Raw genomic sequence first — 24,123 nt, 5'->3', positions numbered from 1 at the left:
TGTTTAATCTGAACAGGCAGCACACTTTGATGACTCACGATATTGAACAACGTGAAGCGGCGCTCAGGCGCATTATCGTCGACGCGGGCGATACCGCCCTGCGCTTCTTCCGCTCGCGTAAAGCAGGCGAATATGAACTCAAGGGGCATCAGGATATCCTGACCGAGGCCGATACCTTCGTCGAGAAGCTGGTGTCAGAAGCTATTTCTGCCGCCTTCCCTGAGGATCTGATCCTCGGTGAGGAAACCGCCAGTCAGCCCGCCAGTACGAAGAGCTTGTGGGTAGTGGATCCGATTGATGGCACCGCCAACTTCGCCCGTGGAATTCCCCATTTTTGTGTGTGCATGGCCTGGGTTTGCCACGGTGTCACCGAACTGGGGGCGATTTATAACCCGGTCAGCCAGGAGCTTTATCTGGCGCGCCGTGGCCATTATGCGCTGAAAAACGATCAGCCCCTGCGCTGTACCGCCATTACCGACACCCGGCGGGCGGCCGTGGAGCTGGGCTGGTCTTCACGTCACAGCCAGGAGCACTATCTTCAGGTCATGGCGTCCCTGCTCGGTCTGGGTGCCAGCGTGCGTCGGGGCGGCTCCGGCGCGCTGGCGCTGGCCTGGGTGGCGGAAGGACGTACCGACGGGTATATCGAAATCCATATGAATGCCTGGGACTGCCTGGCAGGACTGCTGCTGGTACGTGAGGCAGGCGGTAAGACGGGGAGCATTCCTGACAGTGCCGACGGGATCTTCAATGGCCTGCCGGTGCTGGCCGTTGCGCCCGGTATTGCGGATGAGCTTGCCCGCGCCACCGGCATTCCGCTGGCAGGGTCACTACCAGTGATACCAGAGACAGTGCGCTACCCGCGCCCGCCGATGAGCCTGATTGTGGAAGATTTCCCCGGCTGGGGGATGGATATTTACATTGGCGGTTCAGGTGGGGTAAGCGACGTTGCTCTGCTGGCGGAACATAATATCGGCGTGGTCATTAATTGTGCGGTCAACCTGGATATCGACTGGGTATCCACGCCTGAAAAGGGCGCTGCACCGCATCTGCTCTCTCATGGCGCTGGCCCGGTTCGCTATTACAAACTGGGGCTGATTGACGGCGAAGGTAATGCCCCGGAGATGCTGCACGCCGGGTATCAGCTGATGCGCTCGGCACTGTTACAGCAGATCCCGGATAAAGCGTCTTACCGCAATCGCAAGCGCGGCAATATCCTTGTCAACTGTCGCGGCGGGCGCAGCCGCTCTGTGGCACTGGTGGCGTTGTTTATGCATCTGGAATGCCCTGAGCGCTTTCCCACTCTGGATGACGCGATCGCCCTGATCCGCGACCGGCGTGAGCTTCACCCGGATGAGTGGTTTGAAACGCCGAAGCCGTCGCTGATCCGCCTGGCTGAACATGCCATTATCCGTGAACGGGCAATTGCCGCAGTGGAAACCTGTCATGAGCAGTAGCAGCCAGAAAAAAAATCCCGGTTTTGCCAGCGCCACTGAAGTGGCGCGTCTTGCCGGCGTGTCCCGCTCTGCGGTGTCCCGGACTTTTACGCCCGGTCGCAGCGTGTCTGACGATACCCGACGTAAGGTGCTGGCCGCCGCCGGGGCTTTGAATTATCACGTCAACCATCTGGCGCGTGGGCTTTCCCGGGAGGAGAGCCGCCCGGTCTGTATTCTGGGCGGTAATCTTGCTTTTCCCTGGCAGTCCAGCCTGCTTGAACATCTGACCCGCCGCCTGCATCAGGCCGGACGCGCGGTGATGGTGATCAACACCGACGACGACGAAGCGAGCGCCAGAGAAGCCGTGCAGCAAACGCTGAATTACCGTTCAACGGCCACCATTGTGTTGTCTGGCAAGCCGCCTGGTTCGCTGATTGAGCTGTGTCTGCAAAGCGGGCAGCAGGTAATTTTGATCAACCGCATGGGCCAGTTCCCCAGCGCAGACAATATAGACATCGATTACAGTTCGACGATGAAAGAGGCATTTGACCACCTGATTGCCGCAAAATGTCAGCGCCTGGCGATTGTTTCGTCCTCGTCCCGCTCCCCGAGCATGGTGACCCGTGAAACGCGTTTTCTGGAGGCGGCGGCTGAAACCGGAACCGACGTGGCGATCACCCGGCCAGGCAGCACCTGTTATCAGACGGGCGTCCTTGCTGCACGTGAATTGCTCAGCCAGATGGCGCGCCCGGATGGGGTGTTCTGCGTGACGGATCTTATCGCCTGTGGATTTATTGATGCCGCGCGCCACGAGTTTGGCCTGCGCGTTCCTGAAGATATCAGCGTTATAGGTTTTGATGATATCGAGCAGGCCAGCTGGCTGGGCTATCAGCTAACGACGTTCTCACAGCCGCTGGCAGAGATGGCGCAGGCGGTTTGTGAATTGCTGCTGGCCCCGGAGGACAGTAAACCGGCCAGCCGATTGTTTACTGCGCGGCTGGTGAAGCGGAAGACGCTCGGTTCGGCGGGTTAGCCCGCCCAGCCCACTGCGGGCAGGGTTTTGCGTCAGAAACGAAAAAACCCTGCGATATTGCTATCGCAGGGTTTTCGAATTTGGCGGAAGCGTAGAGATTCGAACTCTAGAACCCTTTCGGGTCGCCGGTTTTCAAGACCGGTGCCTTCAACCGCTCGGCCACGCTTCCTAAGTGAAGCGAACTATAAACACCTCACTGCGCTCTGTAAAGTGTGATTGCTTCCGTTCGCTTCAAAAATAGCCAAAACGTGTTTAATCGGTTGAATTGACAACGCATTGACCATTTTATCAGCATAACGTGCCCGCTCACGCCTAGTGTTTTTTGATGTACATATCTTTGGTGTAGTAGTAGCCCAACTTGTCTGGCGTAAAACCACCCACCCACGGCTTGACCAGGTGCGTACGGACATAGTGATAGACCGGGATCGCCGGCACATCACGCCCTAACAGATCTTCCGCCTGCTGGTAGAATTGCCCGCGCTCTTGTGTGCTTTTCGCTTTCGCCGCGTTCACCAGCGCCTGATCGTAATCCGGGTTGCTGTACTGGCTGGTGTTTTCGCTGTCACCGGTACGGAAGTTATTCAGGAATGTTGCGGCATCGTCGTAATCGGCAATCCACGCATAGCGCACCGCATCAAAGTTGTGGGTATGCATGGTGTCCAGCATGGTTTTCCACTCCTGGTTTTTCAGCTTCGCTTCCACGCCGAGATTTTTCTTCCACATAGAACTGGCAGCAATCGCAATACGCTGGTGCGATTCAGAGGTGTTATAGAGCAGGTTAAAGCTCAGCGGGTGGCTGGCGTTGAACCCGGCCTCTTCCAGCAGTTTTTTCGCCTCAGCAATACGTTTGTCCATTGGCCAGCTGGCGTAATCCGGGCTCTTCAGCGTGACACCGCCGATATCAGGCTGGCTGATAAGCCACGCCGGGCGTTGCCCCTGCCCTAACACTTTGTCGGCAATGATGTCTTTATCCAGCGCCATGTTCAGCGCTTTACGCACGCGAACATCGTTAAACGGTGGCCGGGTGGTGTTGAATTCGTAGTAATAGGTTGCCAGCTGCGGAGAGACATCCAGCTCTGTACCCATGGTTTTTTTCAGCTGGGCAAACTGGTTGATTGGCACCGTATAAACGATGTCGATCTCACCGGCTTTATAGCGGTTCACATCAGCGGCTTCAGAGGTGATTGGCAGATAGGTGACCTTGTTGATAACGGTATGCGCGTTATCCCAGTAGCGCGGGTTACGCTCAGCGACAATCCGCTCATTGACCACCCACTGTGACAGCTTGTAGGCCCCACTGGTGACGAGGTGCTCTGGCTTGGTCCACTTCTCGCCAAAGCGATTAATCAGCACCTTATCAACCGGTACCATCGACGGGTGCGCCAGCATGGCAAGGAAGGCGGCGTTTGGCTGGGTGAGCGTCACTTCCAGGGTGGTATCGTTAACGGCTTTCACCCCAAGTGTGTCGGGTGCCTGTTTGCCCTGAGCGATGGCGGCAGCATTCACAATATGCATATTGCCCGGGTAACTGGCGTAGGGTGAGGCGGTCTTCGGATCAACCAGACGCTGCCAGCTCCACACAACATCCTGCGCGGTAATGGCAGTTCCATCGCTCCACGTAATGCCCGGGCGCAGGTGGAATGTCCAGACGGTGTTGTCTTTGTTCTCCCACTTATCTGCCAGCCGCGGCTGGATTTCACCCGTAGGGGAGACACTCACCAGCCCTTCGAATAAATCGCTGAGAATATTGAATTCGACATCGCTTTCGACTTTGTGCGGATCGAGTGATGCCGGTTCGTTACCATTATTCCTGACCAGTTCCTGTTTCTCTGCCAGCTGTGTTCCTGCTGGCACGTTAGCCGCCTGGCTTGCCGTGCTTGCGCACAGGATGCCTGCGGTTAACAAAGAAAGTGTAAAGTTAGTGCGTGATTGTGATTTCATGTCCTTCGCCTTATTGTCTGTTTTATGACGATCCGGGAATTACTCTTAGCGTTCAGGCTGTAATAACGCAATATTTTTCAGTAACCTATAAGAGGTTGATCTGAATAAATTCGCCATACCACTCTTCATGCTGAAGAAACGAATTTTTGCGGTATAAACAACCAACACTGGCGCTAACGCGTTGAGTAAAGATGGGTAAAACCGCTTTGTAACTGGCGTCCTGTTTCCTATTCTTGCCGTTAATTACATCTGTCATAAGAGAGTGACTCATGGATCGTATTATTAGTTCTTCACGCGACCGCACATCGCTACTCAGCACCCACAAGGTGCTGCGCAATACTTATTTCATGCTCAGCCTGACGCTGGCGTTTTCTGCGATCACCGCAACCGCCAGCACCCTTCTGATGCTGCCGTCACCGGGCCTGATCCTGACGCTGGTGGGAATGTATGGTCTGATGTTCCTGACCTACAAAACCGCGGATAAGCCAGTAGGTATTCTGTCTGCGTTCGCCTTTACCGGCTTCCTGGGCTACATCCTGGGGCCAATGCTGAATGCCTATCTGTCTGCAGGCATGGGTGACCTTATCGGTCTGGCGCTGGGCGGTACTGCACTGGTGTTCTTCTGCTGCTCGGCTTACGTTCTGACCACGCGCAAGGACATGTCCTTCCTCGGCGGGATGCTGATGGCGGGTATCGTGGTGGTACTGGTAGGTATGGTGGCAAACATCTTCCTGCAACTGCCTGCCCTGCACCTGGCAATCAGCGCGGTGTTTATCCTGATTTCCTCTGGCGCGATCCTGATGGAAACCAGCAACATTATTCGCGGTGGCGAGACGAACTACATCCGCGCGACCGTGAGCCTGTATGTGTCGCTGTACAACATCTTCGTCAGCCTGTTGAGCATCCTGGGCTTCGCCAGCCGCGATTAACCAACAGTGCGTTGAACCGGGCCCCGCTTATGCGGGGCTTTGTTTTTTTTGGTACACTGCGCAGGTTTTTGACTGACGTGTGAATGATTATGTTGAGCTTTGAAGGTAAAGAGATAGAAACCGACGCCGACGGTTATCTGAAAGAGAGCAGCCAGTGGAGCGAAGCGCTGGCAGAAGTGATTGCGCAGAAAGAGGCCATCACCCTGTCGCCAGAACACTGGGAAGTGGTGCGTTTTGTGCGTGAATTCTACCTGGAATTCAACACCTCTCCGGCTATCCGGATGCTGGTTAAGGCGATGGCGAACAAATTCGGCGAAGAGAAAGGCAACAGCCGTTACCTGTATCGTCTCTTCCCGAAAGGCCCGGCAAAACAGGCGACAAAAATCGCCGGTCTGCCCAAGCCTGTGAAGTGTATTTAATAGCGAATACCAAAGTTAACGTATTCCCGGCCGGGTTGATGCGGCTCCGTCAACACCTTATCAACCCGTGCACTGCGCGGCCCGCCCGCTTTTAACCACGCCACCAGCCGCTCTACCTGTTCCGCGTCACCGCAGGCCACCACCTCGACGCTGCCGTCATCCATATTGCGTGCGTACCCGGTAAGCCCTAGCTGGACGGCCTCTCGCTGGGTGCTGTAGCGGAAGCCCACGCCCTGAACGGTGCCGTGAACCCAGGCAATAGTGCAGACTTTTGACATCTTCCTTCCCCTTATCCGTCTGGCGCGTTGCATTTCCTCACTGAACTCGGGAAAATGGCGGCCATTTCATTGGAATCGACAGAATAGCAAATTATGAGTGTACGTTTAGTGTTAGCCAAAGGGCGCGAGAAGTCATTACTGCGCCGCCATCCCTGGGTCTTTTCTGGCGCAGTAACCCGCATGGAAGGCAAAGCCAGCCTCGGTGAAACCATCGATATCGTTGATCATCAGGGGAAATGGTTAGCGCGTGGCGCATACTCGCCTGCATCCCAGATCCGCGCGCGCGTCTGGACCTTTGATAAAGACGAAACCATCGACATTGCGTTCTTTACCCGCCGCCTGCAACAGGCACAACAGTGGCGCGAGTGGCTGGCAAAACGCGACGGGCTGGACAGCTATCGTCTGATTGCCGGGGAATCTGACGGACTGCCGGGCATCACTATCGACCGTTTTGGTGATTTCCTGGTGCTGCAATTGCTGAGCGCGGGCGCTGAGTATCAGCGTGCAGCCCTAATTAGCGCGCTGCAAAACCTGTTCCCTGAATGCGCCATTTACGACCGCAGCGATGTTGCCGTACGTAAGAAAGAAGGTCTGGAGCTGACGCAAGGCCCGGTAACGGGTGAACTGCCACCTGCCCTGCTACCTATTGAAGAACACGGTATGAAGCTGCTGGTTGATATCCAGGGTGGGCACAAAACCGGGTATTACCTCGACCAGCGCGATAGCCGCCTGGCCACGCGCCAGTACGTTGAGAACAAACGCGTGCTGAACTGTTTCTCCTACACCGGTGGTTTCGCGGTTTCTGCGCTGATGGGCGGCTGTGCTCAGGTGGTGAGCGTGGATACATCGCAGGAAGCGCTGGATGTGGCAAAACAGAACGTCGAGCTGAATAAGCTGGATCTGAGCAAAGCGGAGTTCGTGCGCGATGACGTGTTCAAACTGCTGCGTAAATATCGCGATCAGGGCGAGAAGTTTGACGTTATCGTGATGGACCCACCGAAATTCGTCGAGAACAAAAGCCAGCTGATGGGTGCCTGCCGCGGCTATAAAGACATCAACATGCTGGCTATCCAGCTGTTGAACCCGGGTGGCGTTCTGCTGACATTCTCCTGTTCTGGCCTGATGACGACAGATTTATTTCAGAAAATCATCGCCGATGCCGCTATAGATGCTGGCCGTGATGTACAATTTATAGAGCAGTTCCGTCAGGCGGCCGATCATCCGGTGATCGCTACCTACCCGGAAGGGCTGTATCTGAAAGGGTTTGCCTGTCGCGTCATGTAACTTGAAAAGAGAAATATTGCCCACACCTTGAGTGTATGTAATGTTTCCCGGGAGGTGACTATGATTGCCAGCAAATTCGGTATCGGCCAGCAGGTCCGCCACACCTTACTGGGCTATTTGGGTGTGGTCGTGGATATCGACCCGGAGTATTCCCTTGATGAACCGTCAGCTGATGAGCTGGCGGTCGACGCAGAGCTTCGCGTTGCCCCCTGGTATCATGTGGTGATGGAAGATGATGATGGGCAGCCTGTCCATACCTATCTTGCCGAAGCGCAGCTTAGCGGCGAACTTCAGGATGAGCATCCCGAGCAACCCACGATGGATGAGCTTGCCCGGACCATTCGCAAACAGCTACAGGCCCCTCGCCTGCGCAACTAAGCGTGAAAAAAAAAGCCCGATACCGGGCTTTTTTTATTACTTCGCCAGCCCCAGACGGGGAATTTCGATTGCCGGACATCTGTCCATGACCACCGCCAGGCCGGCTTCGCGCGCCAGCACCGCCGCCTGTTCATTGATGACGCCAAGCTGCATCCACAACGTTTTCGCGCCGATAGCAATCGCTTCCTGAGCAACGCCCCATGCCGCTTCTGAGTTGCGGAAAACATCCACCATATCCACTTTTTCCGGCACATCGGCCAGGGTAGCGTACCCCTGTTGCCCCAGCAGTGATTTCCCCGCGACTTTTGGCGATACCGGAATAACGTGGTAGCCCTGGTCCAGGAGATACTTCATCACCCGATAGCTTGGGCGGTCGGGTTTATCACTCGCCCCCACCAGTGCAATGGTTCGGGTCGATGTCAGAATGTCAGCAATATCGTTCTCTTTCATGGTCTTCCTCCTGGCTTTTTTCAAAGTGTACGTCAAAGGGGACATCGCAACCATCTATCCCATACAGATGTATGAGGGCAAAACCGCAGAATATGTCTATATGTTAGTAAACATGATTCTCGAAAAATTTAGATACATTATTAAGAAATAGTATTTTCCACAGGAGCACCCTATGAAAACCGGCATTGCCTCTGCTCTGATTGCATTAGTTATGCCGGTTTGCGTCTTTGCAACAACGCTACGGCTCTCCACCGACATTGACCTGCTGGTGCTTGACGGCAAAAAAGTCTCCAGCTCGCTTCTTCGCGGTGCTGACAGTATTGAACTGGATAACGGGCAACACCAGCTTGTGTTCCGGGTAGAAAAGACGATCCGCGTGGCGAATCATGAACAGCGTATGTATATCTCACCGCCGCTGATTGTCAGTTTTAACACCCAGCGGATTAGCCAGGTCAACTTTAACTTACCCCGTCTGGAGACCGAAAAAGAGGCCCAGGCGTTTGAGTCGGGGCCGCGCCTTGAGCTGCTGGATGGCGATGCCATGCCTATCCCCGTGAAGCTGGATATTCTGGCACTCACCAAAACACCGAAAGGCATTGATTATGAGGCGGATACGGAAATCTATAATAAAGCGGGCAAACGCGCGTCGCTGCCTCAGTTTGCTACCATGATGGCGGATGACAGCACGCTTTTGTCGGGCGTATCCGAACTGGACGTGATCCCACCTCAGTCGCAGACGCTCACCGAACAACGCCTTAAATTCTGGTTCCAGCAGGCCGATCCCGATACGCGGGCCCGGTTTCTGCAATGGGCAAAACAACAACCTTCGTCGTAACCCACATTTTTTTGCCCTTTCTCTTGCAGCATCAGGCGCTTCCCGTCATCTTGTAGCCAGTTAACCCTGACGGAAAAGATTATGGAACTGACAACACGCACGCTTCCTGCCCGCAAACACATTGCGTTGGTGGCGCACGATCACTGCAAACAAATGCTGCTGAACTGGGTACGCCGCCATCAGCCAATGCTGGAAAACCACACCCTCTCAGCAACGGGTACGACCGGCAACCTTATCCACCGTGAAACCGGGTTAGAGGTTCAAGCCATGCTGAGTGGCCCAATGGGCGGCGACCAGCAGGTTGGGGCGCAAATTTCGGAAGGTAAAATTGACGTACTGATTTTCTTCTGGGATCCGTTGAATGCCGTCCCGCACGACCCGGATGTTAAAGCGCTGCTGCGTCTTGCAACAGTATGGAATATCCCGGTTGCGACTAACCTGTCCACAGCAGACTTTATTATTGAATCACCTCAGTTCAGCTCCCCTGTCGATATTCTGATCCCGGATTATCAGCGCTATCTTGCCGAAAGACTGAAGTGAATGTTATGCCGGGTGGCGACTACGCCTTACCCGGCCTACAAAACCCTGCCTCCCGTTACGGCTTCTTCGCCACCGGTACATCAATACTCTTCAGAATATCGACAAACGTTGAGGGTTCATTTTTATTGAACAGCAGCCATACACGGTGGCGGGCGCGGGTTAACGCGACATACAGCAGACGGCGCTCTTCAGCATCCGGGAAATCTTCCGGTACTGGCAACAGGGCTTGCTCCATCACCGATTCGCGCGCCGGGGCCGGGAAACCATCGTTGCCCTCTTTTAACCCCACCACAATCACGTAATCGGCCTGCTGCCCTTTACTGGCATGGATGGTCATAAAATCGAGCTGGAGCTTAGGCCAGCGGGTAGCCGCTTTTTCCAGCGCGGCCGGTTTGAGGTGGTGATAACGCGCCAGCACCAAAATGCGCTCTTCGGGTTTCGCATAGCCGCTCAGTTTATCCAGCAGAGGCTCCAGCTGATCGTCCGCCAGCAAGGTGACGGCTTTTTTATCCCCCGGCGTCAGGCTGTTAAGCGGTTTGGCCAGCTGATGCGGGTTTTGCTGGATGAATCGATTGGCGATTTCGCCGATGCGTGAGTTGAAACGATAGGTGGTGTCCAGATCGCTGCGATCGCCCTCGCCAAAATAGTGATGGAACGCGGTTGTCAGTGATAGCTGAGCACCACTGAAGCGATAGATTGCCTGCCAGTCATCGCCGACGGCAAACAGTGATGTGTGTTTATTTTGCGCCCGAAGCGCTGAAAGAAGCGCGGCGCGCTGGGGTGAGATGTCCTGGAATTCATCCACAAGGATATGTTTCCACGGGCTCACAAAGCGGCCTTTTTCCAGAATGATAATGGCCTGATGGATAAGCCCTGAAAAATCGACCGCACTTTCGTCTTTCAGTGCCGTTTTCCAGGCTTTCAGCAGCGGGGCCATCAGTTTGACCCGTTTCGTAAAGAGCGCGCGGATCTCTTCCGGGGCACTTTCAATCATTTCTGCCTGAGACCCGCCGTGCATCCGCAAAAGGCTTACCCAGCGGTCGAGGCGAGAGCCCAGGCGACGCGCCAGTTTTTCATCCTGCCAGAAACTGCCTTCCGGCACGTCCCAGTTAAGTTCTTCTTCCAGCCACTGGCGCCAGCCTTTTGCCTGGGCTTTTTTCTCGCTGCATTGCTGCTGCCAGGTCTTAATAAACAGCGACTGGCGGGCCTGCGTGTCGTTCTCAAGCTTGCTGATCGAAGGAACCTTTTTGCTCCCCTGCTGGATAATGTGTAACGCAAGGGCATGGAAGGTTCTGGCGGTAATATCCTGTGTGTGCAGGCGTTCCTGAATGCGCTCGTCCATCTCCTGCGCGGCTTTACGACCAAACGCCAGCAGCAAAATCTGGTCGGCCACCGCTTCGCCTGTGGTCAGGAGCCAGCCCGCCCGCGCCACCAGCACCGACGTTTTACCGCTCCCTGCCCCGGCAAGCACCAGCAGGGAGTGTTCACCATTAACCACCGCGCGCGCCTGGGCCGGATTCAGCGGTGAGGATTCAATGTTACTGAAGAAATCGGCGTACTGCGTGAGCATGGTGTCCGTCCATGCCTGGTTATGGGCAAGCCGACTTTTATCAATATCGGTAAGCCATGCCTGACACTGCCGCCAGGCATCGCGGCAATTATCAAACTCATCCAGACGGGAAACCGGCAACGGCAGTGCCGAAAGCGCCACTTTAATCTTTTGCTGCAAACCGACGGTTTGCTGGCGCGTAAGCCATTTTTGTTGCGCATTGCTTTGTGCAATATCATCAAGAACCTGCTGCAACACCTGTGCGGCAACGGTGCTCATCTCGTCGCTCCACTGGCGCCAGAGGCTATTCAGATGATGATGGAAGCGTTGCGTTTCCGCCCATTCAGTGCCGTGGAGGCGAACCACCTTTTCGGCAGGCAACACAAACTCAAGCTCGCCCCAGACCAGCCCGCGCTTGCAGTGGATAGCTAAAAGCTGATTAAACGGAATGAGATATTCGTGGCGTTCGCCAGAGACTTTTACCCCTGCATTCAGAAGGACAACCTTATCGTAAGGATGTTGAGCCATGCGCTTGCCCAGTGAAGTTGCTTTCAGTTCCATGTCCTGCCTGATCCACGAAGAGATAATTTACCTGACAGTTTAACTGCCAGTTTTAAGGTGCTCCAGCCTAAAAAAACGTTACAATCACTAAGCGTTAATCATATCGAAAGGAACTGAGGGTTTATGCGTACCGTTCTGAATATTCTTAATTTTGTCCTTGGCGGTTTTGCCACCACTCTTTCCTGGCTTATTGCCACGCTGGTGAGCATCGTGCTCATTTTTACCCTTCCGCTGACGCGCTCCTGCTGGGAAATCACCCGGCTGTCGCTTTTTCCTTATGGTAACGAGGCTGTACACGTCGACGAACTGAACCCGGAAAGCAAAAACGTGCTGATGAACACAGGCGGGACTGTGCTTAACATCCTGTGGCTGATTTTCTTTGGCTGGTGGCTGTGTCTGATGCACATCTTCGCAGGTATTGCTCAGTGCATCACGATTATTGGCATTCCTGTCGGGATCGCCAATTTCAAAATCGCTGCCATCGCCTTGTGGCCAGTCGGGCGCAGGGTTGTTCCGGTTGAAGTGGCGCAAGCCGCGCGCGAAGCAAACGCCCGCCGTCGTTTTCAGTAATTAAGGACAGGCCGCGCTCATGCTAAGCCCATTGATTCGCCGCTACACATGGAACAGCACCTGGCTGTATAACGTCAGGATTTTTATCGCACTTTGCGGTACGGTCGCCCTGCCGTGGTGGTTAAACGACGTTAAGCTCACTATCCCGCTGACCCTGGGCGTTGTTGCCGGAGCGCTGGCAGACCTCGACGATCGCCTGGCTGGGCGACTGCGTAATCTGGTTATCACCCTTATCTGTTTTTTCATTGCCTCCGCATCCGTTGAACTGCTGTTCCCATGGCCATGGCTATTTGCGTTAGGCCTGACGCTTTCAACCAGCGGATTTATTCTTCTGGGTGGGCTTGGCCAGCGCTATGCCACCATTGCGTTTGGCGCATTGCTGATTGCTATCTACACCATGCTGGGCGTATCGCTTTACGATCAATGGTATCAGCAGCCCGTTCTGCTGCTGCTTGGCGCTATCTGGTATAACCTGCTGACGCTTACCGGACATCTCATTTTTCCGGTTCGCGCTTTACAGGATAACCTCGCCCGCAGCTATGAACAGCTGGCGCATTATCTGGAGCTAAAATCCCGTTTATTTGACCCGGATATTGAAGAAGAAAGCCAGGCGCCACTTTACGATCTGGCGCTGGCAAACGGCCAACTGGTCGCAACCTTAAACCAGACCAAAGCCAGCCTTCTTACGCGGTTACGCGGAGATCGCGGTCAGCGAGGAACGCGCCGGACTTTGCACTACTATTTTGCCGCCCAGGATATCCATGAGCGTGCCAGTTCATCGCATGTGCAATATGCGGCCCTGCGGGAAAAGTTTCGCTACAGCGACGTTATGTTCCGTTTTCAGCGGCTACTTTCAATGCAATCCCAGGCGTGTCAGCAACTGTCCCGCTCCATTTTACTGCGCACGCCGTATCAGCATGATCCACGCTTTGAACGCGCGTTTAGCCACCTTGATGCAGCGCTTGATCGCGTACAGGCCAGCGGGACATCCCCGGAGCAGATAAAAGCGCTGGGTTTCTTACTCAATAACCTGCGGGCGATAGACGCGCAACTGGCCACCATTGAGTCTGAACAAGCCTTGGCGATGCCGAACAATGACGCTGATAACCAGCTTGCCGATGACAGCCTTCACGGCTTTAGCGATATGTGGTTACGGCTGAGCCGTAACTTTACGCCAGAATCGGCTCTCTTCCGCCACGCCGTAAGAATGTCGCTGGTGCTGTGCGTCGGTTACGCGTTTATCCAGATAACCGGCTTGCATCATGGCTACTGGATCTTGCTGACCAGCCTGTTTGTTTGCCAGCCAAACTATAACGCCACCCGCCACCGGCTCGCGTTGCGTATTATTGGTACGCTGGTGGGTGTCGCTATCGGCCTTCCGGTACTTTACTTTGTCCCGTCCATTGAAGGGCAGCTTGTCCTTATCGTGATAACCGGCGTGTTGTTCTTTGCATTTCGCAATGTGCAATACGCGCACGCAACGATGTTTATCACCTTACTGGTATTGCTGTGCTTTAACCTGCTTGGCGAAGGGTTTGAAGTCGCCCTTCCCCGCGTTATTGATACACTGATCGGCTGCGCCATTGCCTGGGCTGCAGTCAGTTTTATCTGGCCGGACTGGCGTTTTCGCAATCTGCCGCGCGTGCTGGACAGGGCAATGAATGCTAACTGCCGATACCTGGATGCCATTCTTGAGCAATATCACCAGGGTCGTGATAACCGTCTGGCCTATCGCATCGCCCGCCGTGATGCGCATAACCGCGATGCGGAGCTTGCATCGGTGGTATCGAACATGTCAACGGAACCTGGCGCTACGGCAGAAATCCGTGAAACCGCCTTTCGTCTGCTGTGCCTGAACCATACCTTTACCAGCTATATTTCTACGCTGGGCGCTCACCGAGAAAGGTTAAGTAATCCGGGTATTCTGGGATTGCTGGATGATGCCGTTTGCTATGTCGACGATGCACTTCACCACCGTCCAGCCGATGAACCCCGTGTTCGGCAGGCCCTGGATGAACTCGCCCAGCGTATCGCCCATCTTGATCCTGGTACCGACAGCAAAGCCCCGCTGGTTCTTCAGCAAGTTGGCCTGCTTATTGCTCTGCTGCCGGAAATTTGTCGCCTACAACAACTGATTGCTACATGGCGGAACGATTCTCCGCAGGCTCTGGCAACGCGTTAAACCATTCCGTGAGTTCCCGGCGAATCTCTGCCGGGAGCGCCGCTTCATGCAGCCCTTCTATTGCACCTTCAAGCGCAAAAAGCACTTTAATCCCAAGTTGTTTATTTTGAACTCTGATTTTCAGCCAACTCGCTTTTGCCCCCAGCTCCCGTAACATTTCTTCGTTAGTGATCCCGACTTCAAAAAGCAGAACCTCAATCTGGAAGGTGAGATTGGGCAGGTCTTTAAGCCGGTTACGCTGATAGCGTTGATACCGTTCCCGCCTGGCGGCCTCAAGCGCAAAAGAAGAAAGCTGGAGTAGTGTCCCCCTGTCCTGCCACAGCCCGTCATCAACACGGAAGTAGTTAAGCAGCACTGGTCGACCCCGTTTCAGAAGGGTCAAAAAAGAGGAGGCGTGTTTCACATAGTAGGTCGCGCTTTGCTCACAGGCACGCAGATAAAGTTCCCCATCAGACACCATGGCAAATACGGCGTTATCAACCGCCAGGGTATAGCCACCAAAGAGTGCGCGGTGATGAATATCACCCAGTTCTGAAAGGTATTCCTGGGATTTATAAATCCGTTCATAAGATATCTTTTTCATGATATTTCCCTTAAAAATCATACTATAAAGAGGCTAATTCTTACTAACGGATCCGTTAGCAGGAAAATAGGCAACTTATCGCCAGTGAGCAAGATGAATTTTCTTTAGGGGCCGATCATGAGCAAAATTTGCGAGTCGCTTTCCGAAAATGAGGTTGATCTTTATGCATACAGGGGTTACTGTATATTCATACAGTAACTACAGGGCTGGAATGAATATGTACACTTCAGGCTACGCAAATCGCTCAACATCTTTCTCTTCTACCGCAAGCAATGTCGCGAAGAAATCCGTCGGGAGCGTGTCGACAGGTCTTATCAGTGAAGTGATTTATCGAGAAGACCAGCCCCTATTAACCCAACTTTTATTACTTCCTTTATTACAACAGCTTGGCCAGCAGTCGCGCTGGCAGCTCTGGCTGACGCCACAACAAAAACTGAGCCGTGAATGGGTTCAGTCCGCAGGATTGCCGCTGACAAAGGTCATGCAGATTAACCAACTCTCACCTTGCGATACGGTCGAGTCGATGATCCGTGCATTACGTACCGGAAATTACAGTGTCGTGATCGGGTGGTTACCAGACGAACTGACGGAAGAAGAACATTTTCGACTGACTGAAGCAGCCGAGGAAGGTAACGCCATCGGTTTTATTATGCGTCCGGTTCATCCAGATTCTTACCGCAGAGGACAACTTTCTGGGCTAAAAATTCACTCGAATTTGTATCATTGAGTAAATTTAGGAGTTTTCCTGGAATTTTTTTCGACCACAAGATGTGGAAATAGTTCCATGCGTTAAATCTGCGGAAAGGCTTGTCTGGTGCGGTTCCCGTTAATTTTACTGCACAATTTCCATACAAAAAATGTTAAATATTAGGTATACGGAACTTTTTTTTTCATATGCCTGACGGAGTTCACACTTGTAAGTTTCTAGCTACGTTGTAGACTTTACATCGCCAGGGGTGCTCGGCCTAAGCCGAAGATATCGGTAGATTTATATTTGACCACGCCCCCCGGTGAAGGATTTAACCGTGATTTCTCGTCGGAGATCTTCATGGCAAATTTTGGATGATAACGAGGCGCAAAAAATGAAAAAGACAGCTATCGCGATTGCAGTGGCACTGGCTGGCTTCGCTACCGTAGCGCAGGCCGCTCCGAAAGATAATACCTGGTATGCAGGTGGTAAACTGGGCTGGTCTCAGTTCCATGACACCGGCTGGTACAACAGCAAACTGAACAACGATGGCCCTACTCATGAGAGCCAGCTTGGTGCAGGTGCGTTCGGTGGCTATCAGGTTAACCCGTATGTTGGTTTTGAAATGGGTTACGACTGGTTAGGTCGTATGCCATACAAAGGCGACACCGTAAATGGCGCTTTCAAAGCTCAGGGCGTACAGCTGACTGCTAAACTGGGTTACCCAGTAACTGACGATCTGGACGTGTACACCCGTCTGGGCGGCATGGTATGGCGTGCTGATTCCAGCAACAACCAGATTGGCAGCGATCACGACACTGGCGTTTCTCCAGTATTCGCAGGTGGTGTTGAGTGGGCTATGACCCGTGACATCGCTACCCGTCTGGAATACCAGTGGGTTAACAACATCGGCGACGGCAACACCGTAGGTGTTCGTCCTGACAACGGTATGCTGAGCGTAGGTGTTTCCTACCGTTTCGGCCAGCAGGAAGAAGCTGCACCAATCGTAGCTCCAGCTCCGGCTCCAGCTCCAGAAGTACAGACCAAGCACTTCACTCTGAAGTCTGACGTTCTGTTCAACTTCAACAAAGCTACCCTGAAACCAGAAGGTCAGCAGGCACTGGATCAGCTGTACTCTCAGCTGAGCAACCTGGATCCTAAAGACGGTTCAGTAGTGGTTCTGGGCTTCACCGACCGTATCGGTTCTGACGCTTACAACCAGCAGCTGTCTGAAAAACGTGCTCAGTCTGTTGTTGATTACCTGGTATCTAAAGGTATCCCGGCTAACAAGATCTCCCCACGTGGTATGGGCGAATCTAACCCAGTTACCGGTTCTACCTGTAACAACGTGAAAGCTCGCGCTGCACTGATCGACTGCCTGGCTCCAGATCGTCGTGTTGAGATCGAAGTTAAAGGCATCAAAGACGTTGTAACTCAGCCAGCGGCATAAGTTATCGTCTTAAGAAAAAACCCCGCATAGCGGGGTTTTTTTATTGTCTGAAGAAATACAGAATCTTATTTTTTACCCAGAAGCGCCTGTAGATCGTTTTTCAGCGTCGACATCTGGTTCGCGTACTTCTCTTTATGCTCAGCATCTTCAATCAGCTGCACTACCGTTTCTGATAACGTCTTTCCACGCCGTTGTGCAAGGCCTGCCAGGCGTTGCCAGACAATAAATTCCAGATCGATAGATTTCTTGCGGGTATGCTGATGCTCGGCATTAAAATGCCGCTTGCGACGCGCACGAATAGTTTGCTTCATCCGGTTCAACAGTTCTGGATTGATATGTTTCGCTATCCAGTTATTGACCTGTACCGGTTCGTTTTCGAGGGTCAGCAACATATCTACGGCTTCTTGCGCCGCGCTGGCTTCGATGTAGCAGGTGATCAACTCGCCTTCGCGATGTTTTTTGACCAGGTACTTCCATTTCCAGCCGCTTTCGAGATTTTCCAGTTGTTGATATTTCATTGCGATCTCAGTGTTACCACGTAACTCTGTTCAGAATATCAGTTTTTTGGCAATCTGCTGAAAAGAAATCATATCCTGTGCATCATTACAGGAGATTCACCCGCGGAAATCCCCAATCCTGCTTGGGCAGAGCCTTCCGCTTACGGTATACTCCACGGTTTTACATCTGACTAAAAAACATCAACTTTGACCATTACGAAACTTGCATGGCGTGACCTTGTTCCCGATACAGAAAGTTATCAGGAGCTCTTTGCACAGCCAAAACTCGCAAAAGAACACGAATTCATACTTAGCGATACACAACCGCGTTTGCATTATGCGCTGGAGCAGGTGTTAAGCCCGTGGGCGACATCTCCCTTCATGCTGCTCAAAGCCCCGGAAGAAGCCGAGTATTTGACGCTTCTGGGTGATGCCATGCGCCAGTTACAGCCAGAAACAGATGCTGTTTTTGGCGGCCAGTATCGTATCGCGGGTCATAACATTACTTTTGAACCGGCGCAGCAGGCTGACGATCGTTTTGCCGCAAAAGGCGAAGTGATCACCGCCAACTGGGTCGAAGCGGAGCAGCTTTTTGGCTGCCTTCGTCAGTTTAATGGCGAACTGTCGCTTCAACCGGGGCTTGTCCATCGCGCTAACGGCGGTGTTCTGATCATCGCCCTGAGAACCTTACTCTCCCAGCCGCTGCTTTGGATGCGCCTGAAAACGATTGTGAGCCAGCAACGCTTTGACTGGGTGGGCTACGACGAATCCCGCCCTCTCCCTGTCGCAGTGCCGTCAATGCCATTGTCGTTGACCGTGGTGCTGACCGGCGATCGTGAATCGCTGGCAGACCTCCAGGAGATGGAGCCAGAACTGGCGAGCCTGGCCGTTTACAGCGAGTACGAAGACAATATTCAGATTGCCGATGCCGATGATATGGCACAGTGGTGTCAATGGGTAATGGCCATTGCGGCACGCTATGAATTACCTGTTCCGGCTGCTGACGCCTGGCCTGGTCTACTCCGCGAAGCAGTACGCTATACTGGCGATCAGGAAACCTTACCGCTCTGTCCACTCTGGATCAGCAAACAGCTGCGTGAAGTGGGCGTTATTAGCGGTGACGGCGCGTTTACCGGTGAACAGCTCACCCAGATGCTTGTGCAACGCGAATGGCGTGAAGGCTATCTCGCCGACCGGATGCAGGATGAAATTCTGCTGGATCAAATTCTGGTGGAAACCGAGGGCGAACGTATTGGGCAAATCAACGCCTTATCCGTTATTGAGTTCCCGGGGCATCCACGTGCATTTGGCGAACCTTCGCGTATCAGCTGCGTCGTGCACATTGGCGACGGGGAATTTACTGACATTGAACGCAAAGCTGAACTCGGCGGGAACATCCATGCCAAAGGCATGATGATCATGCAGGCATTTTTGATGTCTGAGTTGCAGCTTGAGCAGCAAATCCCCTTCTCCGCCTCGCTCACTTTTGAACAATCCTACAGCGAAGTCGATGGCGATAGCGCCTCAATGGCAGAGCTATGCGCCTTGATCAGCGCCCTGGCAGAAGTGCCGATTAATCAGAACATCGCCATTACCGGTTCCGTTGATCAGTTTGGGCGCGCTCAGCCGGTTGGCGGGCTGAATGAGAAAATCGAAGGTTTCTTTGCCATTTGCCAGCAGCGCGGTTTAAACGGTAAACAGGGTGTTATTATCCCGGCACCTAATGCACGCCATCTGAGCCTGAGTCAGGCGCTTCTGGATGCGGTGGAACAGGAACAATTTACGCTCTGGGCCATCGAAGGAATTGAGGATGCGCTACCCTTACTGACAAATCTGGTATGGGATGGCGAAGGTCAAACAACCCTGATGCAAACTATCCAGGAACGTATTGCTCAGGCGACACAGCAGGACGCTCGTCATCGTTACCCGTGGCCGTTACGCTGGTTGAGTTGGTTTAGTCCGAACTGATCGGACTTGTTCAGCGTACACGTGTTAGCTATCCTGCGTGCTTCACTAAAATAAGGCTTATTGAGAACATGGTAGATAAACGCGAATCCTATACAAAAGAAGACCTTCTTGCCTCTGGTCGCGGTGAACTGTTTGGCGCTAAAGGCCCACAGTTACCGGCCCCGAACATGCTGATGATGGACCGTGTCGTAAAAATGACCGAAACCGGCGGCAACTTCGATAAGGGTTACGTAGAAGCAGAACTCGATATTAACCCAGATCTGTGGTTCTTCGGTTGCCACTTTATTGGCGATCCGGTAATGCCTGGCTGCCTGGGCCTTGATGCTATGTGGCAGTTGGTTGGTTTCTACCTGGGCTGGCTCGGCGGCGAAGGCAAAGGCCGCGCACTGGGCGTTGGCGAAGTGAAATTCACCGGTCAGGTTCTGCCTTCTGCGAAGAAAGTCACCTATCGCATTCACTTCAAGCGCATTGTTAACCGTCGTCTGATTATGGGCCTGGCGGATGGCGAAGTGCTGGTAGATGGTCGTCTGATCTATACCGCAAACGATCTGAAAGTGGGTCTGTTCCAGGACACTTCTGCGTTCTGATTGCTGATTTAAGCAACCCCGGAAAGGCGAAACCTCCGCATTGCGGAGGTTTCTTTATTTAAAGAGACGTTATCAAGCTATAAGTACCCTGTCGCCGATGGCTTCTCGCCAGCCTCCCAGCCATTGTGACCTTTGATTTATCGTCTGATAAGGACACATTTCTTTTGAGCGTCCAGCGATTCCAGCCTGATAACCACGTTGATGAGCCCGTTCCAGGCGATCTCGTTTCTGTCTCTTCATGCCTCGTTTCCCTCATTCTTTTGTCTGGTGGAAAGAAAACAGTGATTGCAAAGTGTGCAAGCACAGATAACGAATACCCTGAATAAGCCTCAGCGTCAATGTTCGAAATTCATACGGGTGTCATATTTGTGAGCTATGCGGAAGATCATTTGTACAAAAAATGTGACCCGGCACAAGTAACAACCTGATGTCAAAACGAAAAAAAAGCCGCAATCAGAACCAGACTGACGGCGGCTTTTTACTATGAATTTTACTTATGGTAGCCGGGAAATCTCTCTGGCGATGCTGGCCGATTCCTGCGCCCAACCTTGTCCCAGGACTTTCACCATTTCATCGTATCCATCTTTTTGCTGCTTCATTTCAAGATGGAAAGGACGCTTAATCAGCTGCCCCTGATGGTTTAGCAACCATTCGCCGCTGATCACTACCGTACCGTCGTAACGGCCGTGGAAGCCCGTTACAGTGACGTTTAGGGTATCCTGGTCAGTACCGAGAGGTTGCGAGGCGACAACCCAACCAGGAAGCTGGCTTCCGAGGTTAGCCACCAGCGTGTTTCGCAGCTGCTGATCCAGCGGGCTGGCCCACAGATTGTTTGTCGCGATGACATACTTAACATCGCTCGTCTGATACACCACTCCGTTACCTGCAAGATAATCGGGCACGTTTACCTGTTCAACCCACAACAGGCGGTTTCCCTGGCTTGCCATGCTTTGTCCGCCGGCCTGAGCTGCAACAGGTAGCTGATAGTAACTCTTGTTCTCTACACCGGAACTGCACGCCGTTAAAAGCAGAGCGCCAACCATCAATAGCCACTTTTTCATTCTTTTGCCCTCTTCGGCTCAGGATCCTTTTTATCTTTTGCTTCAAACACCAGCGCGTTGCTCTTCTCGTTGAGCGTTTTCAGAACCGGCTGGAGTTCACGCAATACCTGATCAAGACGTTGCATATCTGCCACCATCTTGTTGTACGCCGCAGAACCCGGCTGGAAGCCCTGCATACTGCGGTTAAGTTCGCGCAGCGTTTTCTGCATATCCTGCGGCAGCTGCTGCATGGACTGGCTTGCGGTGATTTTGTTGATGTTATCCAGCGTGGTTTGTAGTCGGCGCATCGTCGCCTGGCTTTCGCTGAGCGAGTTTGTTGCAGCTTCAATCATTGGATTCAGCGGCAGATTATTAATCTTATCCAGTGTTTCCATGAGACGTTGCTGGATCTGAGCCAGACCGCTACTCACCGTAGGGATGATCTTGTAACCGCCGAATTCACGGATACCCGTAATCGCAGGCGCTTTAGGATAGAAGTCCATATCAACATACAGCGCACCCGTCACAAGGTTACCGGTTTTCAGCGAGCCACGCAGACCGCGCTCCATCAACGCGTTGATATGCGCGCCAATGTCCTGATTCTCACCCATCTGATTGATCAGACGCTCAGGTTCGATACGGATCAGCACCGGAATGCGATAGTCGTCATCCAGAACCTGACGCAGCCCAGGGACAAAGAATGGCACCTGACCCACGGTTCCCAGACGAATGCCGCGGAACTCAACAGGCGCGCCTGGCTGGAGGCCACGCACTGAATCTTTAAAGAACATCAGGAAATCGATATGATCGGTATAGAGTGCGTCCTGAATGCTCTTCGGGTCATCAAAGAGTCGGAAAGCTGTTTTCTCTGCAACCGGCTGACCAAGATCCAGCCCTTCCGGCACATCAAAGCTCACGCCCCCGCCAAACAAGGTGGTCAACGAACCCATTTCAACACGCATCCCCGCCGAGGTAAGATCAACTGCGATCCCACTGTCTTTCCAGAAACGGACGTTACTGGTGACCAGGCGGTCGTTAGGCGCATTGATAAACAGCTGATAGCTGATAGACCTTTTTTGTGGATCGAAGGTGCTCGTCTCAACGGAACCGACACGATAGCCACGGAATAGCACCGGATCGCCCGCCGTTAACTGGCCTGCTTTTTTGCTGTCGAGTATGACGCGGATCCCTTTTGCATCAGGTGGCGCGAGTGGAGGTGAATCCAGCAGTTGATACTGGCCAGGCGGGTTCCCTTTCGTGCCTGGCTGCAACTCAATATAGGCGCCCGATAACAGTGTGCCTAAACCGCTGATCCCTTCACGTCCTACCTGCGGCTTAACGACCCAGAAGACGGAATCACTGTGCATCAGCTTTTCCATACCGGAATTCAGACGCGCTTTGATCTCCACATGGGTCAGATCATCGGTCAGGGTCGCACTTTCAACGACACCCACATCCACGCTACGGCTCTTGATGGTGGTCTTCCCCCCCTCAATACCCTCAGCATTGGTGGTGATGAGCGTCACTTCCGGCCCCTGATGGCTATAATGGTAAAACAGTATCCATGCACCGATCAGCGCAGTCACGATGGGGAAAATCCACACCGGCGACCAGTTTTTGACCTTCTGCACTTTAGCCTCTCCACTCTTATTTTCCATGCTCTTACTCTTCCTCATGGCTTGACTCGGGCTCACGATCCCACGATAAACGAGGGTCGAAGGTCATGGCCGCAAACATTGTCATAATAACGACCAACGCAAACATCAGCGCTCCCATAGCGGGATAAATATTCATAAGCCCCCCCATCCGCACCAACGCGGAAAGAACGGCGATGACAAACACGTCAATCATTGACCAGCGTCCGACAAACTCGACAACTTCATAAATCAAGTGCATTCGCTCACTGTCGCGCCTGCCGTGCCCTTTTGCATCCCAACAGAGCCAGGCAATCGCAATCATTTTTAACGTCGGCACCATGATACTGGCGATAAAAATAACCAGAGCCACAGGGTAAGACCCCTCACCCCACAGCAATATGACCCCTGCCATAATCGTGGAAGGCATTTTATCGCCGAGCAAATCGGTGATCATGATGGGCATAATATTGGCAGGCAGATAAAGCATGATCGACGTAACCAGCAGCGCCATCGTCCACTGAAGGCTGTTTTTACGCCGTACATAACCTTTTGTTTCGCAACGCGGACACGTGTCCAGGTCGGCAGGCAACACTGCGGTACAGCATGAGCAGGAACGCAGTCCCTGACGGATACCCGGCACACCCACTTTCACCGTCTGCGCAAGCGTGGGTGCAGGGGCGATGTCGTCCCATGCCCAACGCCGATCTACGCACTGAAACGCACGCAATTGCAGCACACAATAAAGACACCAGGGAATAAAGCTGCTGCCGATGCCCACATCACCATAGGCCATCAGCTTCACGAAACTCACCAGAATACCGGCCAGGAAAATCTCGGCCATTCCCCAGCTTTTTAGCTGAAAAAGGAAACGGGCAAGTTTGATTTTAAGGGGCGTGGGCATCCGGACACGGTTGACCAGCAGCAGAATCACGACCAGACAAGAGGCCGGGACAATTTGCACAAACAGAAGAAAAAAGGTACCGAGGCTGGCGTAATCTTCCGAGAACATCACACCAGGAATTTCAAGAAGGTCAACCTGGCTGGTTATCCCTCCCACCTTCATATAAATGAAGGGGAAGAGATTAGACAGCAGGAGCATAAACAGAGCAGCTATGGCATAGGCAGTAGGACGCTGCCTGGGTGCGTCCCATTCTGTCGTTAACGTTGCACCGCAACGCGGACAGGTTGCCTTATGTCCGTGACCCAGCACAGGCAGCGCAACGAGCATATCGCATTGTGAGCATAATATATGCCTGTCGGCATGGTGCTGGTCACACATATTTTATCCCTG

Annotated in this window: 24 protein-coding genes and 1 tRNA gene; 14 read left to right on the top strand and 11 right to left on the bottom strand. The window is 53.2% G+C overall.

The window, feature by feature from the left end:
* Positions 1–29: 29 nt before the first annotated feature.
* Positions 30–1,454 carry an inositol monophosphatase family protein gene (locus ACT9TW_RS13240; RefSeq protein WP_446492618.1) on the top strand — a complete coding sequence of 475 codons (1,425 nt, stop codon included), beginning with the start codon at positions 30–32 and terminating at the stop codon, positions 1,452–1,454.
* Entirely contained in the window at positions 1,444–2,466 is a 1,023-nt protein-coding gene (locus ACT9TW_RS13235; RefSeq protein WP_446492617.1) for a LacI family DNA-binding transcriptional regulator, read from the top strand. Before ACT9TW_RS13240 ends, ACT9TW_RS13235 begins: the two co-directional genes overlap by 11 nt.
* A gap of 81 nt (positions 2,467–2,547) precedes the next feature.
* Here ACT9TW_RS13235 and ACT9TW_RS13230 read toward each other — a convergent pair.
* A tRNA-Ser gene (locus ACT9TW_RS13230) sits at positions 2,548–2,635 on the bottom strand.
* A gap of 143 nt (positions 2,636–2,778) precedes the next feature.
* Positions 2,779–4,407 carry an ABC transporter substrate-binding protein gene (locus tag ACT9TW_RS13225; RefSeq protein ID WP_446492616.1) on the bottom strand — a complete coding sequence of 543 codons (1,629 nt, stop codon included), beginning with the start codon at positions 4,405–4,407 and terminating at the stop codon, positions 2,779–2,781.
* 269 nt (positions 4,408–4,676) lie between these two features.
* Between ACT9TW_RS13225 and yccA the strand changes: the two genes are divergently transcribed.
* Positions 4,677–5,336, top strand: coding sequence for an FtsH protease modulator YccA (gene yccA, locus ACT9TW_RS13220; RefSeq protein WP_182060349.1), 660 nt, complete (start codon positions 4,677–4,679; stop codon positions 5,334–5,336).
* Positions 5,337–5,425: 89 nt separating this feature from the next.
* A complete protein-coding gene (gene tusE, locus ACT9TW_RS13215) occupies positions 5,426–5,755 on the top strand; it encodes a sulfurtransferase TusE (protein ID WP_182063546.1) in 330 nt (109 codons plus the stop codon).
* On the opposite strand, the gene yccX is transcribed toward tusE, so the two are convergent.
* Complete coding sequence (yccX, locus tag ACT9TW_RS13210) at positions 5,752–6,033, bottom strand: acylphosphatase (protein ID WP_446492615.1); 282 nt, start codon at positions 6,031–6,033, stop codon at positions 5,752–5,754. The genes tusE and yccX overlap by 4 nt on opposite strands.
* 93 nt (positions 6,034–6,126) lie before the next feature.
* Between yccX and rlmI the strand changes: the two genes are divergently transcribed.
* Entirely contained in the window at positions 6,127–7,317 is a 1,191-nt protein-coding gene (gene rlmI / locus ACT9TW_RS13205) for a 23S rRNA (cytosine(1962)-C(5))-methyltransferase RlmI (RefSeq protein WP_182060347.1), read from the top strand.
* Positions 7,318–7,377: 60 nt separating this feature from the next.
* Entirely contained in the window at positions 7,378–7,695 is a 318-nt protein-coding gene (hspQ, locus tag ACT9TW_RS13200; RefSeq protein WP_182060346.1) for a heat shock protein HspQ, read from the top strand.
* A 36-nt stretch (positions 7,696–7,731) separates the two neighbouring features.
* Here the strand turns inward: hspQ and ACT9TW_RS13195 are convergent, their stop codons facing one another.
* On the bottom strand, positions 7,732–8,145 hold the full coding sequence (locus tag ACT9TW_RS13195) for a CoA-binding protein (protein ID WP_014069634.1): 414 nt from the start codon (positions 8,143–8,145) through the stop codon (positions 7,732–7,734).
* A 172-nt stretch (positions 8,146–8,317) separates the two neighbouring features.
* Here ACT9TW_RS13195 and csgI point away from each other — a divergent pair, with 172 nt between their 5' ends.
* Entirely contained in the window at positions 8,318–8,980 is a 663-nt protein-coding gene (gene csgI / locus ACT9TW_RS13190) for a curli synthesis inhibitor (RefSeq protein WP_182060345.1), read from the top strand.
* Between the two features lie 81 nt (positions 8,981–9,061).
* The gene (gene mgsA / locus ACT9TW_RS13185; protein ID WP_182060344.1) at positions 9,062–9,520 is read left to right on the top strand and encodes a methylglyoxal synthase; all 459 of its coding nucleotides are present in this window, start codon (positions 9,062–9,064) and stop codon (positions 9,518–9,520) included.
* A 55-nt stretch (positions 9,521–9,575) separates the two neighbouring features.
* On the opposite strand, the gene helD is transcribed toward mgsA, so the two are convergent.
* Positions 9,576–11,630, bottom strand: a complete 2,055-nt coding sequence (gene helD, locus ACT9TW_RS13180) for a DNA helicase IV (RefSeq protein WP_446492614.1) — start codon at positions 11,628–11,630, stop codon at positions 9,576–9,578.
* Positions 11,631–11,753: 123 nt separating this feature from the next.
* Between helD and ACT9TW_RS13175 the strand changes: the two genes are divergently transcribed.
* Both ACT9TW_RS13175 and yccS read left to right on the top strand, forming a co-directional pair.
* Positions 11,754–12,200: a YccF domain-containing protein gene (locus ACT9TW_RS13175; protein WP_182060342.1), complete on the top strand. Its 447-nt coding sequence runs from the start codon at positions 11,754–11,756 to the stop codon at positions 12,198–12,200.
* Between the two features lie 19 nt (positions 12,201–12,219).
* Positions 12,220–14,382 (top strand): YccS family putative transporter, encoded by a 2,163-nt coding sequence (gene yccS / locus ACT9TW_RS13170; protein ID WP_182060341.1) that lies wholly within the window; start codon positions 12,220–12,222, stop codon positions 14,380–14,382.
* Here the strand turns inward: yccS and ACT9TW_RS13165 are convergent.
* On the bottom strand, positions 14,339–14,965 hold the full coding sequence (locus ACT9TW_RS13165) for a TfoX/Sxy family DNA transformation protein (RefSeq protein WP_182060340.1): 627 nt from the start codon (positions 14,963–14,965) through the stop codon (positions 14,339–14,341). The genes yccS and ACT9TW_RS13165 overlap by 44 nt on opposite strands.
* Positions 14,966–15,182: 217 nt before the next feature.
* Here ACT9TW_RS13165 and sulA point away from each other — a divergent pair, with 217 nt between their 5' ends.
* Positions 15,183–15,692, top strand: coding sequence for an SOS-induced cell division inhibitor SulA (sulA, locus tag ACT9TW_RS13160; RefSeq protein WP_182060339.1), 510 nt, complete (start codon positions 15,183–15,185; stop codon positions 15,690–15,692).
* Between the two features lie 355 nt (positions 15,693–16,047).
* Positions 16,048–17,103, top strand: a complete 1,056-nt coding sequence (ompA, locus tag ACT9TW_RS13155; protein ID WP_182060338.1) for a porin OmpA — start codon at positions 16,048–16,050, stop codon at positions 17,101–17,103.
* 65 nt (positions 17,104–17,168) lie between these two features.
* Here ompA and matP read toward each other — a convergent pair whose 3' ends face one another.
* Positions 17,169–17,621 carry a macrodomain Ter protein MatP gene (matP, locus tag ACT9TW_RS13150; protein WP_182060337.1) on the bottom strand — a complete coding sequence of 151 codons (453 nt, stop codon included), beginning with the start codon at positions 17,619–17,621 and terminating at the stop codon, positions 17,169–17,171.
* A gap of 186 nt (positions 17,622–17,807) precedes the next feature.
* Between matP and ACT9TW_RS13145 the strand changes: the two genes are divergently transcribed.
* Both ACT9TW_RS13145 and fabA read left to right on the top strand, forming a co-directional pair.
* Entirely contained in the window at positions 17,808–19,568 is a 1,761-nt protein-coding gene (locus ACT9TW_RS13145) for an AAA family ATPase (protein WP_446492613.1), read from the top strand.
* Positions 19,569–19,636: 68 nt separating this feature from the next.
* Positions 19,637–20,155, top strand: coding sequence for a bifunctional 3-hydroxydecanoyl-ACP dehydratase/trans-2-decenoyl-ACP isomerase (fabA, locus tag ACT9TW_RS13140; protein ID WP_013097260.1), 519 nt, complete (start codon positions 19,637–19,639; stop codon positions 20,153–20,155).
* Positions 20,156–20,227: 72 nt separating this feature from the next.
* Here the strand turns inward: fabA and rmf are convergent, their stop codons facing one another.
* The 4 genes from rmf to pqiA all read right to left on the bottom strand — a co-directional run bounded on the left by rmf (position 20,228) and on the right by pqiA (position 24,111).
* Positions 20,228–20,395 (bottom strand): ribosome modulation factor, encoded by a 168-nt coding sequence (gene rmf / locus ACT9TW_RS13135; RefSeq protein ID WP_014069623.1) that lies wholly within the window; start codon positions 20,393–20,395, stop codon positions 20,228–20,230.
* 254 nt (positions 20,396–20,649) lie between these two features.
* Complete coding sequence (pqiC, locus tag ACT9TW_RS13130) at positions 20,650–21,216, bottom strand: membrane integrity-associated transporter subunit PqiC (protein ID WP_446492612.1); 567 nt, start codon at positions 21,214–21,216, stop codon at positions 20,650–20,652.
* Positions 21,213–22,853 (bottom strand): intermembrane transport protein PqiB, encoded by a 1,641-nt coding sequence (pqiB, locus tag ACT9TW_RS13125; protein WP_446492611.1) that lies wholly within the window; start codon positions 22,851–22,853, stop codon positions 21,213–21,215. The genes pqiC and pqiB overlap by 4 nt, the downstream gene beginning before the upstream one ends.
* Positions 22,854–22,857: 4 nt before the next feature.
* Positions 22,858–24,111, bottom strand: coding sequence for a membrane integrity-associated transporter subunit PqiA (gene pqiA, locus ACT9TW_RS13120; RefSeq protein ID WP_446492610.1), 1,254 nt, complete (start codon positions 24,109–24,111; stop codon positions 22,858–22,860).
* Positions 24,112–24,123 lie beyond the last annotated feature (12 nt).

This window comes from Enterobacter sp. C4G1 (assembly GCF_052886895.1).
The sequence above is the reverse complement of the archived record's forward strand: the minus strand, read 5'-3'. Positions and strand labels throughout refer to the sequence as shown.